At 58.9% G+C, this 16,469-nt stretch carries 14 protein-coding genes; 7 read left to right on the top strand and 7 right to left on the bottom strand.

What is annotated here, in order from left to right; translation table 11 throughout:
• Positions 1–30 precede the first annotated feature (30 nt).
• From pta to DHN60_RS03870, 4 genes are all read left to right on the top strand, one after another.
• Positions 31–1,044, top strand: a complete 1,014-nt coding sequence (gene pta / locus DHN60_RS03890) for a phosphate acetyltransferase (RefSeq protein WP_108835987.1) — start codon at positions 31–33, stop codon at positions 1,042–1,044.
• Entirely contained in the window at positions 1,041–3,857 is a 2,817-nt protein-coding gene (locus DHN60_RS03885; protein ID WP_108835986.1) for a molybdopterin oxidoreductase family protein, read from the top strand. The genes pta and DHN60_RS03885 overlap by 4 nt, the downstream gene beginning before the upstream one ends.
• A 220-nt stretch (positions 3,858–4,077) precedes the next feature.
• On the top strand, positions 4,078–4,836 hold the full coding sequence (locus DHN60_RS03875) for a 4Fe-4S dicluster domain-containing protein (protein ID WP_108835984.1): 759 nt from the start codon (positions 4,078–4,080) through the stop codon (positions 4,834–4,836).
• Positions 4,836–5,708: a DmsC/YnfH family molybdoenzyme membrane anchor subunit gene (locus DHN60_RS03870; RefSeq protein ID WP_108835983.1), complete on the top strand. Its 873-nt coding sequence runs from the start codon at positions 4,836–4,838 to the stop codon at positions 5,706–5,708. The genes DHN60_RS03875 and DHN60_RS03870 overlap by 1 nt, the downstream gene beginning before the upstream one ends.
• Before the next feature lie 30 nt (positions 5,709–5,738).
• Here the strand turns inward: DHN60_RS03870 and dapA are convergent, their stop codons facing one another.
• The gene (dapA, locus tag DHN60_RS03865) at positions 5,739–6,611 is read right to left on the bottom strand and encodes a 4-hydroxy-tetrahydrodipicolinate synthase (RefSeq protein WP_108835982.1); all 873 of its coding nucleotides are present in this window, start codon (positions 6,609–6,611) and stop codon (positions 5,739–5,741) included.
• Between the two features lie 115 nt (positions 6,612–6,726).
• On the opposite strand from dapA, the gene DHN60_RS03860 reads away from it, so the two are divergent.
• On the top strand, positions 6,727–8,721 hold the full coding sequence (locus DHN60_RS03860) for a lytic transglycosylase domain-containing protein (protein WP_234423513.1): 1,995 nt from the start codon (positions 6,727–6,729) through the stop codon (positions 8,719–8,721).
• Here DHN60_RS03860 and DHN60_RS03855 read toward each other — a convergent pair.
• Positions 8,686–9,555 carry a DMT family transporter gene (locus tag DHN60_RS03855; RefSeq protein WP_108835980.1) on the bottom strand — a complete coding sequence of 290 codons (870 nt, stop codon included), beginning with the start codon at positions 9,553–9,555 and terminating at the stop codon, positions 8,686–8,688. The two genes, DHN60_RS03860 and DHN60_RS03855, sit on opposite strands and share 36 nt — an antisense overlap.
• Positions 9,552–10,220, bottom strand: a complete 669-nt coding sequence (gene mnmD, locus DHN60_RS03850; RefSeq protein ID WP_108835979.1) for a tRNA (5-methylaminomethyl-2-thiouridine)(34)-methyltransferase MnmD — start codon at positions 10,218–10,220, stop codon at positions 9,552–9,554. The genes DHN60_RS03855 and mnmD overlap by 4 nt, the downstream gene beginning before the upstream one ends.
• Positions 10,221–10,279: 59 nt before the next feature.
• Here mnmD and DHN60_RS03845 point away from each other — a divergent pair, with 59 nt between their 5' ends.
• Positions 10,280–11,317 (top strand): FAD-binding oxidoreductase, encoded by a 1,038-nt coding sequence (locus tag DHN60_RS03845; protein WP_108835978.1) that lies wholly within the window; start codon positions 10,280–10,282, stop codon positions 11,315–11,317.
• Here DHN60_RS03845 and DHN60_RS03840 read toward each other — a convergent pair.
• The 4 genes from DHN60_RS03840 to DHN60_RS03825 all read right to left on the bottom strand — a co-directional run bounded on the left by DHN60_RS03840 (position 11,314) and on the right by DHN60_RS03825 (position 14,499).
• Positions 11,314–12,105 (bottom strand): acyl dehydratase, encoded by a 792-nt coding sequence (locus tag DHN60_RS03840; protein ID WP_108835977.1) that lies wholly within the window; start codon positions 12,103–12,105, stop codon positions 11,314–11,316. The two genes, DHN60_RS03845 and DHN60_RS03840, sit on opposite strands and share 4 nt — an antisense overlap.
• 67 nt (positions 12,106–12,172) lie before the next feature.
• Complete coding sequence (locus tag DHN60_RS03835) at positions 12,173–12,715, bottom strand: NADPH-dependent FMN reductase (RefSeq protein ID WP_108835976.1); 543 nt, start codon at positions 12,713–12,715, stop codon at positions 12,173–12,175.
• Between the two features lie 104 nt (positions 12,716–12,819).
• Positions 12,820–13,479, bottom strand: a complete 660-nt coding sequence (locus DHN60_RS03830) for an OmpA family protein (protein WP_108835975.1) — start codon at positions 13,477–13,479, stop codon at positions 12,820–12,822.
• A gap of 159 nt (positions 13,480–13,638) precedes the next feature.
• Positions 13,639–14,499 carry a bifunctional helix-turn-helix domain-containing protein/methylated-DNA--[protein]-cysteine S-methyltransferase gene (locus tag DHN60_RS03825; protein ID WP_108835974.1) on the bottom strand — a complete coding sequence of 287 codons (861 nt, stop codon included), beginning with the start codon at positions 14,497–14,499 and terminating at the stop codon, positions 13,639–13,641.
• Positions 14,500–14,949: 450 nt separating this feature from the next.
• On the opposite strand from DHN60_RS03825, the gene DHN60_RS03820 reads away from it, so the two are divergent.
• On the top strand, positions 14,950–16,377 hold the full coding sequence (locus tag DHN60_RS03820; RefSeq protein ID WP_108835973.1) for a DUF1214 domain-containing protein: 1,428 nt from the start codon (positions 14,950–14,952) through the stop codon (positions 16,375–16,377).
• Positions 16,378–16,469: the final 92 nt, after the last annotated feature.

The raw sequence follows: 16,469 nt of genomic DNA, 5'->3' as shown, positions 1-16,469 counted from the left end.
GGCAATCATAAAACCAACAGGCTGGGCCGCATGAGCGTGCTGGAAACCCTCCAGCGTCGCGCGGCGGCCCAGCCCGCGCATATCGTCCTAAGCGAGGGGTTCGACCCGCGCATTGTTTCGGCTGCGGTCCGTGCAGTCGATGCAGGCCTTGGGCAAGTCACTCTGGTCGGGGACACAGCAACCGTCACGGAACAACTCGCCGCCATCGGCGCCGCGCCTTCCGAGGCGTTGCACATCGCCGATCCGGCGACATCCCCCCTCACGACGGCTGTGGCTGATACGTATCTCGAACTGCGCAAGCACAAGGGCGTCACGCCTGAGACAGCTCAAAAGCAAGCACGCGACCCGATGGTCTTTGCCGCCATGCTGGTGCGTTTGGGCCATGCGGACGGAACCGTCGGCGGGGCCGTTGCCACCACGTCCGACACTGTACGTGCCGCACTGCAAGTGATCGGCAAGGCCAAGGACGCAGCCCTTGTTTCCAGTTTTTTCCTTATGGTTCTGCCGGAGGGGCACGCATCTGGGTGCGATGCCATGATTTTCTCTGACAGCGGGTTGGTCATCGACCCAAACAGCGAAGAACTGGCCGCCATAGCGGCTCAGTCCGCCGGATCGTTCGCCGCCCTGCTCGGCGCCACACCAAAGGTCGCGATGTTGTCCTTTTCAACGCAAGGCAGCGCGCGTCACCCAGCCGTAACCAAGGTGGCTGACGCCGCTAAGTTGCTACGTGAGCAACATCCCGACATAGCGTCAGACGGCGAACTCCAATTCGACGCCGCCTTTGACCCTGACGTGGGCGCCAGCAAGGCCAAGGGCTCGGATGTCGCGGGCCACGCCAACGTTATGATTTTTCCCAACCTCGACGCAGGCAACATCGGCTACAAAATCGCGCAACGCGTTGGCGGCTGTGCGGCAATCGGCCCGATCCTGCAAGGACTTGCCAAGCCTGCCAATGACCTGTCACGTGGGTGTACGGCGGATGACGTGGTACACATGATCGCCGTCACAGCACTGCAAGCCGCAGCCCTCAAGGAGCGCACATGAACCAGCCCAAACTTGATCTGTCGCCAAAAGTGTCTGACGAGGTGCGCAAAACCACCTGTTACATGTGCGCCTGCCGCTGTGGCATTAACGTGCACCTCAAATCTGGCAAAGTCGCCTATATCGAGGGCAACCGCGATCATCCCGTGAATAAGGGTGTGTTGTGCGCGAAAGGGTCTGCAGGCATCATGCAGGTCAACGCACCTTCGCGCCTCAAGGCACCCCTCAAACGGGTCGGGCCACGCGGCTCTGGCGCGTTTGAAGAGATCAGCTGGGACGAGGCATTGCAAATCGCCGCCGACTGGTTGGAGCCCATTCGTAAGGACAACCCGGAAAAGCTGGCCTTTTTCACAGGGCGCGACCAATCCCAGTCCTTTACCAGCCTTTGGGCTCAAAGCTTTGGCACCCCGAACTACGCCGCGCACGGTGGATTCTGCTCGGTCAACATGGCAGCGGCTGGCATCTACACCATGGGCGGCGCGTTCTGGGAATTCGGCCAACCCGATTGGGACCACACCAAACTGTTCATGCTGTTTGGTGTCGCCGAAGATCATGATTCGAACCCGATCAAGATGGGCATTGGCAAGATCAAGGCGCGCGGCGCTCGTGTTGTCGGCGTGAACCCAATCCGCACCGGCTACAACGCTGTGGCTGATGATTGGGTCGGGATCACACCCGGCACCGACGGGCTGTTCATCCTGTCTCTCGTGCATTGCCTGATGAAGGCGGGCAAGATCGACTTGAACTATCTGGCGCAATTCACCAACGCCCCCTGTTTGGTAAATGGCGATGAAAAGTCTTCGGATTTTGGTTTGCTGCTGCGCGATGACGACGGCAAGGAACTGGTGATCGACCGCGCCACAGGCAAACTGGCGCCCTTCGATCAAAAAGGGGTCAAACCCGATCTCGCCGCCACACACCGGCATGCTGGCATAAGCCACCGCACTGTTATGCAGCACATGGCAGAACGCTATCTCACAGACGAATACGCCCCTGAGACCGTGGCCGAAAAGGTTGGAATTTCTGCCAAACGCATCCGCACGCTTGCAGGTGAAATCGCCCGCGTCGCCTTTGACGAAGCGTTTGAACTCGATCAGGAGTGGACCGACTTCCGCGGTGAAACGCACAAAACCATGCAAGGTCGTCCGGTCTCTTTCCATGCGATGCGCGGAATCTCGGCCCACGCCAATGGGTTCCAGACGTGTCGCGCTCTGCACGTGCTTCAAATCATACTAGGTAGCGTCGAAGTGCCGGGCGGCTTCCGCTTCAAACCGCCCTACCCCAAACCGGCCACCGCACACCCAAAGCCGCACTGCAAAGTCACGCCCGACAGCCCGCTTGATGGCCCTCACCTTGGTTTCACCCATGGCCCCGACGATCTGGCGCTGAAAGAAGACGGAACGCCCGCCCGCATCGATAAGGCATTCAGCTGGGAAAACCCGATGTCGTCCCATGGCCTGATGCATATGGTGATCTCGAACGCCTACGCGGGTGATCCTTACAAGATCGACACGCTGTTCATGTACATGGCCAACATGTCGTGGAACTCGTCCATGAACACCGGCGGCGTCATGAAGATGCTGACGGACAAGACTGAGGATGGCGAATACGTCATCCCACGCATCATCTATTCGGATGCGTATAGTTCAGAAATGGTTGCCTATGCCGACCTGATCCTGCCCGACACGACGTACCTGGAACGGCACGATTGTATCTCGCTGCTCGATCGCCCCATTTGCGAGGCGGACGCTGCAGCCGACGCCATCCGCTGGCCGGTGATCGAACCAGACCGTGACGTGCGCGGGTTCCAGTCTGTTCTGTGCGAATTGGGTGCCAAGCTGGGTCTGCCCGCCTTTACGAACGACGACGGCAGCCAGAAATACGCTGATTACGCCGACTATATCGTCAACCATGAACGCAAACCCGGCATAGGCCCGCTCGCAGGTTGGCGCATGGGCGAAAAGGGCCTGACCAACGGGCGTGGTGGTGTGAACGAAGGCCAGCTTGACAGCTACATCAAGAATGGCGGCTTCTTTGTCGAACACATCCCAGAGGGCGCGAACTACTATAAGCCATGGAACGTCGACTATCAGGACTGGGCCGTCGGCATGGGCCTGTTTGATAGCCCGCAACCCTACCTGTTCTCGCTCTATGTCGAACCGATGCGCCGCTTCCAACTGGCCGCCGAAGGGCACGGAGACCGACAGCCCCCCGATCATCTGCGCGACCGTATCAAACACGCGATGGATCCACTGCCAATGTGGTACGACCCCGCCCCGGACAACAAGAGCGAGGAATACCCAATCACCGCGCTGACCCAGCGTCCGATGGCTATGTATCACTCTTGGGGCAGCCAAAATGCGTGGTTGCGCCAGTTGCACGGACACAATCCGCTCTATCTGCCGACCAAGCTTATGCGTGAAAATGATCTGGTCGACGGGGATTGGGCGCGGGTCACTTCTCCGCACGGTGAAATAACAGTGCCGGTGTTGGAAATGGCTGCGCTCAATGAAAACACGGTGTGGACCTGGAACGCGATCGGCAAACGAAAAGGCGCGTGGGCGCTTGATGAAAACGCGCCCGAAGCCACCAAAGGCTTCCTTCTCAACCACCTGATCCACGAATTGCTGCCGCCCAAAGGGGACGGGCTGCGGTGGGCCAACTCTGACCCGATCACAGGACAGGCGGCGTGGTTCGACCTGAAGGTGCGGATTGAAAAAGCCGATCCGCAATCCGAATCCCAACCCAGTCTGCCGCCAATCGAGTCGCCCGTGGGCAATGACCCCGGCGATCTTGTCTGGAAGGTCGGCAAATGACACCAATCCAACGCACACTGCTTGCCATCGCGGCTTTTGTGACGCTCGCCTTAGGCTCTTTCATCTACTTCATCGCCAATTGGGACAGCAGCAAAGCAGCACCGATCGGCGGCCTTACGGCGCAACCGACTCAACATGCGTCCCACTTCTCTGATTCAAAAAATCCCGGGGTCTGGGGCAGCGCCCCAGTCCTGTCCTCACCACACGCGGGGCGCATGACATGACAACACTTCCCACCTCCACCCAGAAGAAACTCGGGCTCGTCATCGACCTAGACACTTGCGTCGGCTGCCACGCCTGCGTGATCTCGTGCAAAGGCTGGAACACTGAAAACTATGGCGCGGCTCTGTCCGATACGGATGCCTACGGGGCCAACCCATCCGGCACTTTCCTCAACCGCGTGCACAGCTACGAAGTTCAGCCTGCGCAAGGCGAGGCGCAGTTGATCCACTTCCCCAAGTCTTGTCTTCATTGCGAAGACGCGCCTTGCGTCACGGTCTGTCCCACAGGGGCCAGCTACAAGCGGGTCGAAGATGGGATCGTTTTGGTCAATGAAAGCGACTGCATCGGTTGCGGCCTATGCGCTTGGGCCTGCCCTTACGGTGCACGTGAAATGGACGCCGTTGAAAAGGTGATGAAGAAATGCACGCTTTGCGTGGACCGCATCTATAACGAAAACCTGCCCGAGGAAGACCGTGAACCCGCTTGTGTGCGAACGTGTCCTTCTGGTGCACGCCACTTTGGCGACTTTGCCGACCCGGACAGTAACGTATCCAAGCTGTCAGCTGAGCGCGGCGGCATGAACCTGATGCCCGAGCAAGGGACCAAACCTGTGAACAAATACCTGCCACCTCGGCCTAAAGACACATTGGCAGTCCCAGAGGGCGATATCGATATTTTGGCCCCTTACCTCGAACCCGTCGCGCAAGAGGCCAAGGGCTTCCTCGGCTGGCTCGACAAAACGCTGGAGAAAATCTGATGCATCCGGCGCCTTCCGTCATATTCTTTACCGTGTTTTCAGGGGTCGGCTTTGGTTTGCTGACGTTCCTCGGCCTCGGTTATCCGGGCGTCACAGGCTTCACAGCCTTCGCGTTCTTCTTCATCGCTTATCTGGCGGCAGTGGGCGGTCTGATCTCGTCGACCTTCCACCTCGGCCATCCTGAGCGCGCACTGAAGGCGTTTACGCAATGGCGTTCATCGTGGCTTAGCCGCGAAGGATGGTGCGCGGTTATCGCGCTCCTCACCATGGCACTTTACGGTGCGGGCCTTGTATTCTTTGACCAACGTTGGGAGCTCTTGGGGCTGATCGGCGCGGCCTTTTCAGTGCTGACCGTGTTCACCACGTCGATGATCTACACACAGCTTAAAACCATCCCGCGCTGGAATTCCCCCCTGACACCGGTGATGTTCCTCAGCTACTCGCTCGCCGCCGGAGCTTTGCTGTCCGGGCAAGAACCATGGGCAATTATCCTGCTGCTGATTGCCAGTGCGACCCAGATTTCCCTTTGGATGCAGGGTGATGGCGCCTTTGCACGCTCTGGCACGACGTTGGCCACGGCAACCGGACTCGGACCGCGCGGCGACGTGCGCGCATTCGAACCGCCTCACACAGGCACGAACTACCTGCTCAAGGAGTTTGCATTCACGGTGGGGCGTAAACACAGCCAGAAAGTACGGATTATCTCCATCGTGTTGATGGCCGGGATACCGATCCTGTTCCTGCTTCCGCCGTTTTCGCATTTTCTGGCCGCGCTCGCCGTGGCAAGCCACGTGGCAGGTGCATTGGCATCAAGATGGCTGTTCTTTGCAGAAGCCGAACATGTGGTCGGGCTCTATTACGGGAAACGGTAGGGTAAGGCGGACCAGTGGTCCGCCTTGTTTTTAGAGCAAACCGGCGTGGGCCAGCCCTGCATCGACCAGCGCCTTGGTCTCATCCGTCAAGGTGGTCAATGGCAAACGCACTTCGTCTGAACACAGACCCAAGCGTGACATGGCGTATTTGACGCCACACAGACCGGGCTCAGTGAACACCGCCTTGTGCAGTGGCATCACCTTGTCCTGTATCTCCAGCGCAGTCGCGTAGTCACCGGCAAGGCAGGCCTCTTGCATCCGGCTCAGCAAATTCGGGGCCACGTTGCCTGTGACCGTGATACAGCCCGTCCCGCCTTGGGCGTTGAACCCGTGGGCAGTCGCATCCTCACCAGACAACTGGATGAAATCGGGGCCGCACGACATCCGCTGGTCACAGACCCGCGCCAGATCACCTGTCGCATCCTTTACACCCACGATATTGGGTAGCTTGGCCAACTGACCCATCGTGGCCGGGCTCATGTCAATCACAGAGCGTGGCGGAATGTTGTAGATAACAATCGGCAGGTCAGCACACTCATGCAATGCCGTATAGTGCGCAATCAATCCGCGCTGAGTAGGCTTGTTGTAGTATGGGGTCACGACCAAAGCCGCATCCGCCCCAACCTTTTTGGCGAACTGGACAAAGCGGATCGCTTCGGCGGTGTTGTTTGACCCCGCTCCGGCAACCACCGGAATCCGGCCCGCAACAGTTTGCACAACTGTTTCAATCACGGTTTCATGCTCTTCATGGCTTAACGTCGGGCTTTCGCCTGTGGTGCCAACGGGGGCCAACCCGTGGCTGCCCTGTTCGATATGCCACTCGACCAGCTTCTTGAGCGTCTCCAGATCCAAAGCGCCGTTACGAAACGGCGTGACGAGGGCAGGTATAGAACCTTTCAGCATGTCGACGCTCCTTTATTGTCGTTTGGCCGGCAAATGGCCCGGGATTAAATTCAGCCAATCCCGGAAAGTTCTGTTGAAACGTGACCAACCAAGGATAAGCTTACAGCCTCTAGCCATGCAGTTAAGGAAATTGCAAGAGATGAGCCGGATTGCAGGCACCCTGATCGCGCTTTTCCTAAGTGTTGCGGTCGCATCAGCTGAACGCCCACGCCCTCTGGGCTGGGCGATGGATGCGATGCGGAACGGAAATTGGGACGTCGCAGCGACGCTAGCCGCTCGTGACGGGCCGGTGGCCGCAGACGTGATCGAATGGCACAGGTTGCGCGCAGGGCGCGGAACATACGCTGAGGTCGAAGCCTTTCTTGCCCGCCGTCCTGACTGGCCGGGCATGCCGGCACTGCGCCGCCGCGCCGAACCCGCCGTAGCTGCTGCCGGGGCAGACGCAGTGCGCGCGTTTTATAGCGTGTCACCCCCCCAAAGCCCCCAAGGCATTCTTGATTACGCCGAAGCGCAAACTCAAGCCGGCAATTCGGGCGAGGCAGAGGCCAGTGTCGTTCTCGCCTGGCGCACCTTGTCGATGTCGGACAGCGTCCATGCGCGCTATCTGGCACGTTACGGCGATTTGTTGGCGCCACACCACAGTGCACGCGCCGCAGCGATGGTTTGGGACGGCCTGCGTGGCCCAGCCGAGCGCATGTACAATCTGATCCCCGAAGGAGAGGTCGCTTTGGCCCGCGCACGTTTCGCGCTTCAGGCCCGCTCGGGTGCCGTCGATGCGTTGATCGAGGCCGTGCCAAAGGCCCTCCAAAGTGATCCCGGCCTGACCCATGACCGTTTCGAATGGCGCGTTCGCAAGGGGCGGTGGGCGGATGCCAAGGCGCTGCTTCTGGAAAGCTCGGCCTCAGCCGAAACACTTGGCCGCCCCGAAAAATGGTCGAACCGTCGCCGTGCCCTTGCGCGCGACGAGATGCGGGACGGAGACGCGACCCTCGCCTATCAACTCGCATCACAGCACTTTCTGACCGAAGGATCGCACTTTGCTGATCTGGAATGGCTGTCTGGCTACATCGCCTTGCGCAAACTGAACGACCCGGAACTGGCCTTGGGCCATTTTCAGGCGCACAGCGATGCAACGAAATCACCAATTTCACAGGGCCGTGCCGGGTACTGGCTCGGGCGCGCTCATGAAGCGATGGGGAACGCCGATTCCGCCCTGTCTTCCTACGCAGACGGCGCCCTTTACCAAACGTCCTTTTACGGATTGCTCGCCGCCGAACGGGGCAAGCTGCCACAAGATCCGTATCTCGACGGGTCCGAAGCCTTCCCCGATTGGCGTAGCTCGGAGCTTGCGGCGCGCGATCTGTTTGAGGCAGGGCTGCTGCTGCAAGCCTCGGGCGAGATTACCCTGGCAGAGAGGTTCTGGACCCACCTTGCCGAAGACCTCGGTCGCGAACAGGCCGGACAGTTGGGTCAAGCGGCCATTGATGTGGGGCAGCCCCATATCGCTGTGATGATCGGCAAACGTGTGGCACGGACGGGACGCACCCTGCACGCGCCCTATTACCCCCTTCACCCACTGGCCGAGGCCGATCTGCCTATGGCCGCAGAAATGAATCTCGCGATCGCCCGGCGTGAAAGCGAATTTGACCCGGTCGTACAATCGGGGGTCGGCGCGCGCGGTCTCATGCAGATCATGCCCGCCACAGGACGCGAGGTCGCCGCGTCTCTGGGGCGCAGCGATGGACACTCCACGGACAGACTGACTTCAGATCCTGTTTACAACGCCGAACTTGGGGCCGCGTTCCTGTCGCAACTGGCCGCCCGTTTCGATGGCAACGTGATACTGATGTCCGCCGCTTACAATGCAGGGCCAAGCCGACCGATCAACTGGATCGAACGATTTGGCGACCCACGCATCGGAACCGAAGAATTCGACATGATCGACTGGATCGAACACATCCCATTTCGCGAAACGCGCAACTACGTGATGCGCGTCACCGAAAGCCTGCCGATCTACCGCGCACGGCTGGGTAAGGACGCGCTGCCGGTTCCCTTTAGCAAAGAGATCACCGGTTCAACTTTGCTTTCGTTCGCGCCAAAGGGTGAATAGGCCCGCGCCCACAACGATCAGCGCACCGATTAAGACGTTGATCTGCAACGCCTCACCGAACACCGTGATGCCTACGCCCGCGGCAAATACCATTTGGAAATAGGCGAATGGCTGCACCGCACTCGCTTCGGCCACTTCGTAACAGCGGATCAGCAACCAGTGGCCAAGCGAACCAGTGATACAAAGTGCCCCCATCCAAATCCAGTCAGTGCTCGTCATCGGCTCCCAAAACCACAGTCCTACGGCTGTCATACCCACAGCGCCCACCGTCCCCGTCCAGAAAAAGCTGGTGGCCGTCGTATCATCCCGGGCGACATAGCGGGTCAGCAGCCCGTAGGTGGCAAACATTATGGCCGCGACCAGAGGGATAATGGCCGCCGGATTGAACACGCCAAGGCCCGGTTTGATAATAAAGAGAACCCCAACAAAGCCGACCCCGATTGCCGCCCAACGCCTCCAGCCGACGCGTTCCCCAAGGATCGGGCCAGACAAAGCGGCCACCAAGAGCGGATAGGCGGCAAACACCGCGTGGCTCTCGACCAGCCCTAGAATGGTGAACCCTGTCACCATCACACAAATCTCTGCCGCCAGCAGCGCACCACGCGTCATCTGGATCACGGGCCGCTTGGTGCGGGCCGCCGCCACGATCCCCCCTGCCTTCCGGCTGGCTATGGTGATGACAAAGGCCGCAAAGAACCAATAGCGGATCATCACGACCATGTAGACGTTGTATTCCCCGGCCAAATGGCGCGAAATTCCGTCTTGCCCGGCAAAGACGATAGAGGTCGCGATCATGAAGGCGATGCCAAGGCGGGTGTTGTTGCCTGCGCTCATCTTAACACCGCGCGGGTCATGTGCCGCTTGCGACCAAAGCCGGGCGCGCGGGTCACATCAAAGCCCGCCGCCTCCAACCCCCGGCGGACGAACCCGGCTGCGGTATAGGTCGCCGCTGTGCCTTGTGGGCGGGTATGCCGGGCCACGTCTGCCATCAAATCAGGCCCCCACATCTCGGGGTTCTTGGCCGGGGAAAAGCCGTCCAGAAACCACGCATCTGCCTGCCCCTGCCAGCCGGGTAACGTCTCGCGGACATCGCCTCCAATCACCTCCAAGGTGGCATTTTCGAACGTCGCACGGCCATCCGCGCCCAGAGAGTCGACCAAAGCCAGAGCCAATGGGGCAAGATCAGGAAAGGCCGCATGAGCCGCAGCCATATCCGCAGGCGCCATCGGGTAGGCTTCAAAACTGGTGAAGTGGAAAGCGCCCGGCACCCCAGCAGCCCGCCACGCAGCCCATGTGGTCAAAAAGTTCAGACCCGTGCCGAACCCAAGCTCTGCGATGGCAAACCCGTCAACAAAGCGCGCAGGCAGATCGTTCCCGTCGACAAACACATGGCGTGTCTCTGCCAACCCGTTGTCCAGACTGAAATACGGATCGTCAAAGCGCACGGAAACAGGGACGCCACCGTCGCGCCATTCCAGTTCTGCCTGCTGGTCCTGCATTATAAGTCCTTGTAAGGAGGGCATTCAAAGCAGCGTGACATTGGCGGAAGGATCAGGCCTTGGCAACGGACAAGATCACAGTGCACGGGGCTGGGGTTTTTGGGCTCTCCATCGCGTGGGTTTTGACGCAGCGCGGGGCAAAGGTGCAGGTGATCGACCCGTATGGTATTGGGGCTGGGGCCAGCGGTGGCATCGTCGGGGCGCTTGCCCCGCACGTGCCAGAAAACTGGAACCCCAAAAAGCAATTCCAACTGGAAAGTCTTTTAATGGCGGCCGCCTTTTGGCAACAGGTCGAAGAGGCCGGAGGCCTGTCCGCGGGATACGCCCGCTCTGGCCGCGTGCAGCCCATCGCAGACGTAGCAGCCCTCGCATTGGCCAGTGCGCGCGAGGACACCGCCAAGACGTTGTGGGGAGAGGCCGCGCACTGGCAGGTGCGTCCAATTGAGAACCAGGAATGGTGCGCACCCAGCGCAACTGGTCTTGAAATTCACGACACGCTCAGCGGGCGCATTCACCCGAAACAAGCCTGTGCAGCCCTCGCCGCCGCCCTGCAAGAACGGGGTGTCGAGGTGGTAGAAGATGGACCTGAAACACCCCTTACCGTGCACGCGACTGGGGTCGCAGGACTTGAGGCGCTCAATGCCAACCATTCGCGACTGGTTGGTGCAGGGATCAAAGGGCAGGCCGCTCTGCTGGGCTTTGCCCGCCCAGACGCCCCCCAACTTTTTGCCGACACGCTGCACATCATCCCGCACGCGGATGGCACCACAGCCATCGGTTCCACGACCGAGCGGGACTATGGCGATCCTGCCAGAACGGACGCACAGCTTGACGACATCATTGCGCGGGCGCGGGCCGCCGTCCCTGCCTTGGCTGATGCCCCCGTGCTGGCCCGCTGGGCAGGGCTACGCCCCCGCAGCCGAAGCCGCGCGCCGATGTTGGGGGCATGGCCCGACCGCCCCGGGCATTTCATCGCCAACGGCGGGTTCAAGATAGGGTTTGGAATGGCCCCGAAAGTTGCACATGTGATGGCTGACCTGATCCTTGAAGGGCGAAATACGATACCGCAGGGGTTCGAAGTCGCCGCCTCGCTTTAGGCGCTGGCCGTCATACACAACCGACCATCAGGCCCCCGCACCCAAAATTCACGCCCCTTGCGACACAGAGTTGCAGTCTCGTGATGCATCAAAGGTGCCGTGGCTCGGAACGAAAAAGCACCCAGCGGTCCCAGGTCGCGCTCGGCCATCAGCATCAAATGTTGCGCCAACAAAGGCCCATGAACAACCAACCCGTCGTAACCCTCAACCTCGCGCGCATAGGGCTGATCATAGTGAATGCGGTGGCCATTGAACGTCAGCGCCGAATAGCGAAAGAGCAGGGTCGCATCGAAATGCACCGTCTCTGCCGCCTCTTCATCTACCTCGGCATCCCGGACAATCGGGCGCGGCGCATTTGGGTCCGGGTCTTTGCGATAGACGAGGTCCTGCCATTCGGTCAGGCAAAGCGTATCGGCCTGCCACACCTCATGGCGCAAGGTGACAAAGGCCAGCGGGCCGGTGCGCCCCTCCTTGCGGTTGGCGGCTTCACACACCGACACGCGGCGCGCCTCTGCCCCAAGGCGCAATGGTGCATCGAACTTCAACCGTCCCCCCGCCCACATCCGTCGCGGCAGGCCCATATCCGGAATCACCCCACCAACCTTGGGATGGCCATCCCGCCCAAACTGAGAGCTGGGCAAAGGTGTCCAGAAATAGAGTTGGTGAAAAAACGGTGGCAGAGCATCGCCAGCTACAAGTGTGGGCGCATGCCCCAAAGCCACCTGCATCGCCTGCGCACGCGCAGGGTCCATCACATCGCTTTGCGTCAGAGTATTATCCGGCTGCATCTTTCGATCATGGGCAATGGTGCGGGCAAGGAACAGTCAAATCTTGAACCGGGCCAAAGCAAAAGGATTAACGCACGATCTCTGCTTTGAGGTTCTCCATCAAGGCGGTCAGGTCCTTGATGTACATCTCTCCGGTCAACTGCCCGGCTTCGTCAAACTGGTTGCTTGCGGCGGCCAGATGAATCTCTGGCCCGGGCAACAGGCGAGGACGAAAGGGCACCATATAGGTGCGCAAGATCAGTTGGGCGCGCTCACCACCGGCCCGGCCGGCCGCCGAGGACATCACTGCAACCGGCTTGCCTGCCCAAGGACCGCCTTTGGTCCGGCTGACCCAATCCAGCGCATTCTTCAATACACCTGACGGACCTTTGTTATACTCGGGCGTGGACATTATCACCGCATCGGCCGTCGCAATCTGCTCCGACAATGTGACAGCGGCTTGGGGTATGCCTTCCGCCTCTTCCAGATCACCGTCATAGAGGGGCATCCGCAAATCCGCCTCAACATAGGTGCACGGACCAAACAAGCGTGCGGCCTCGCGGAGCAACTTTCGATTGGTCGCGTCTGCACGCAGTGAGCCGGATATGCCCAGCAGGGTCGGGGTGCTCATATTCTCTCTCCTATGCTTGCTCAAAAAGATGACCCGGCCACTTCGCAAAGCAAGAGGCCCGGTTCGGTTTACCGGGCCTCTCTAACTCACATCCGGATGAACGCTTAAGCGTTGGGCAGGATCACAATCTCGACCCGGCGGTTCTGTGCTTTCCCTTCGGGGGTAAAGTTCGACGCGATGGGCTGGCTTTCGCCACGCCCAAAAGTGCGCACGCGGTTGAACGGCACGCCCTGGTTCAGCAGGACATCTGCGACCGCATTTGCGCGCCGTTCGCTGAGTTGCTGGTTTGATGCCGCGTCGCCGTCAGAATCCGTATGACCCACAATCTGGATGGTGGATTGTGGATAGCGATCGAGGCTCTGACTGAGGGCATACATATCGTCATTCAGTCCCGGACGGACGGTAAAGCTTCCAGAGTCAAACAAGATCGCTTCGGGGAAAGACACGATAAGTCGGTCGCCTGTGTTGGTGATCGTCACGCCGCTGTCCAGATCACGGCGCAACTCTGCCTCTTGCTGATCAAGGTCATAGCCAATGGCACCGCCAACGAGACCGCCAACAACAGCGCCTGCAAGCGCGGTATCGGTGCCTCCGGCGATAGCGCCGATCACCGCGCCAGACGCTGCGCCAATGGCGGCCCCTGTGTTGCGCTTTTCGTTGATCGGCTCTCCGTTTGGGCCAACGGTTCCAAGAGCTGCGGGGTCGGTACACGCGCCCAGCGCAACAACGGCGCTCAGGGCGATGGAAAGGTGAATTCTGTTCATGGTTTTATCCTACTGCCTTCGAAGCGGGCCCCGTTCGGGCGGGGCACCTTATGATGGGCACAAGATAAGCATGGGGCGTTCCCACAAATAGGGGGAATTTCAAATAAGCGGCATCTCGCGCACCTATTTTTCGTGCAAATGCGCACACGAATAGGCCGATTACGCCTCTACGCGCGCAGATTCATAGGCGAGCAGCGCACGCTTGACCGGCAGGCCCCAATGGTAGCCACCAAGACCACCGGATTTGCGCAACGCCCGATGACAAGGGATCAACCAACTCACTGGATTTCGCCCAACCGCAGTGCCTACAGCACGAACAGCCCGCGGATTGCCAATGCTGTCTGCAATCTCGGAATAGGTGGTCACGTGCCCAGATGGGATTTGCAGCAACGCCTCCCATACCTTGATCTGAAACGGAGCCCCAATCAGGTACAAAGGCGCTTGCTTTAGTTCGGCATCTTCGGCCCCAAAAGCACCCAGAACCCAAGGGCGCAGACGCATCGGGTCTTCGACAAAATCGGCATGCGGCCAACGGCGCACAAGGTCATGCATGGCCCAATCTTCGCCCATCTCGGCGGCGAACCCGAGGCCACAAATCCCTTTGTCCGTGCCCATGACCAGCGCCAAACCAAAGGGGCTGTCAAACCACCCCCAATAGATGGTCAGGCCCGCGCCGCCCTTGGCAAACTCACCCGGGCTCATTGCCTCCCACCGTAAGAACAGATCGTGCAACCGCCCCGACCCGCTCAGACCCGCCTCATGTGCGGCCTCAAGCGTTGTAAAGCGTTCGGCCAACAGCGCCTTTGCATGACCGAGTGTCAGATACTGTTGATAACGCTTAGGCGAGACGCCCACCCAGCGGGAAAAGATGCGCTGAAAATGCGCGGGGCTCATGCCCATTTCACCCGCCAGTGCATCAAGGCTCAAACGATCATCCGCACCATCGATCAAGTCGATCGCACGGCGCATGACGTTGAAGTGGTAGCCAGTGTCGGCGTCGGAGATGTGTGTCTGTTCCATGGAGCGAAGATAGGCGAAGGTGATATCACACGCGACCCGTTTCCTGCTGTAATAGTCCGGGACGCAGATGACATGTGCATTGCGCCAGACCCGACCCTTTTCGGTCTTGAGAGGAATTTCGAACCTTCGGCGAGCCGGATCACGCAACGGTCGGTGGCCATTGCAGGGGCGCGCGAAACGAGGTGTTACGGCCATAAAAATAGGGGTTTGGGGCGTCACAACCTGTACACAACACATGCACAGCCTGTGCACCGCTCTGTTCACTTTTCGGCGAAATTACGTGGTTAACACAGCGGGCGGTTGTGTTTGTTCAGAAAGGTTGAAGAGCGGCTTTGCGGGACGGAGCAGTCTTTCATCGCGCGACCGATCAAGTGCAAATAATCAGATTCTGTTTATAGTCTTGGCAAGCGCAATTCAGAATCAGAAATTTGTTCCAGAAGGAGTTTCGTTATGGGCTGGAGGAAGAGTTTAGGTGCCATCAAGGCATTGGTTTTGGGGGTGATCGTCGCGACTGCCGGTCAGGCAGAGGATTTTGACCCATCGAACGCGAGCACTGCGGACCGCATGACCTATCATCGCGCAGTTGATGCTGCTGTCTGGGCCATGCCTTTGATGAACTTCAAATTCTACATCGATGCTCTCGCTCGGGCCGGTGTCGGACCGAATGACATTGGTTACAATTCGAAGGTTCAAGATTGGCGCTTCCAAACCGCTACGCCGAACAATACGACGCCCTATATTCATGCGTATTGGAACATCAAAGACGGGCCAGTTGTGTTCGAAATGCCTGCATCAATCGAAGGGATTGGCATCTTTGGTACCGTAATGGATGCATGGCAGCGCCCACTTGACGATGTGGGCTCAAAAGGGCGCGACAGAGGCCTTGGGGCAAAATACCTGTTGGTGCCGCCAAATTATGATGGTCCGCTGCTCAGGAATGCCTTGGTCTATGAGCAGGAAACCAACTTCGGCTTTGCTGTGCTCCGGCCGATTATCGCCGGAGGTCCGACCGAAGAAAACCTTGCGAGGGCCACTGCATTGACTAAACAAATCAAGGTGTATCCGCTGTCAGAGGCTGGAGAGGAGGCCGCAACAAAATATGTTGATGTCTACGGCGTGCCGCTGGAAATGACGCCTAAGATGGATGGTGAAATCTATGGTCACATCCACGAGATGATAGGCGAAGAAGTGGTGTTGGATCGCGATCTTGCCATGATGGGTGCGCTTGCACGTATCGGAATCAAGCGTAACGACCCTTTTGAACCCGATGCAAAATTGCAGGCTATTTATGATGTAGCTGGTCCTGAAGCACTCGAATACATGATTGACCAGTACCACCGTGTGCTCAATCCATTTGTGTTCGAAGGGAAGAAGTGGTCAGCGCTTGTTCCCGATGGATCGCGAGAAACAGAATGGAGCTATGAATACCCTTCATACTACGACTATGTGGCGCGCGGCGCGCTTTATTACGCGATCATAACAAGTGTTAAGAATTACGGGACTGCAACCTATTACCTCGATTTGGCCGAGACTCCAGATGGAGAGTGGCTCGATGGCAACCGCAACTACAAAATCACCGTACCTGCCAATGTTCCCGTTCGCGATTTCTGGTCGATCACGACATACGATCTGGAAACGGCCTCATACCTTCGAGACATTGAGCCAAGCACTATCGATTCTAACATGGCGAGTGTCGTTAAGAACGACGACGGGTCCGTTGATATTTTCTTCGGGCCAAAGGCACCGGAAGGAAAAGAAAGCAACTGGCTTCCAACCAATCCAGAACGTCGTTTTTTCCTTCTCGCGCGGTTTTATGGTCCGGAACCTAGTTTGCTTGACAGTAGTTTTGAACTGAATGACATGGAACGAACGGATTGAACGATTTTAGTGTCCGCTTCGGGCTTTTTGACCTCTGCTGCGTTCTACACATGTCTGCTTCGGCTCAGAGGCTGAGTTCGCCGCGCTGACGG

The sequence above is a fragment of the Tateyamaria sp. Alg231-49 genome (assembly GCF_900143535.1).
In the GTDB taxonomy this organism is placed as follows: Bacteria; Pseudomonadota; Alphaproteobacteria; order Rhodobacterales; family Rhodobacteraceae; genus Tateyamaria.
This window is presented reverse-complemented; position numbering and strand designations above follow the sequence as displayed.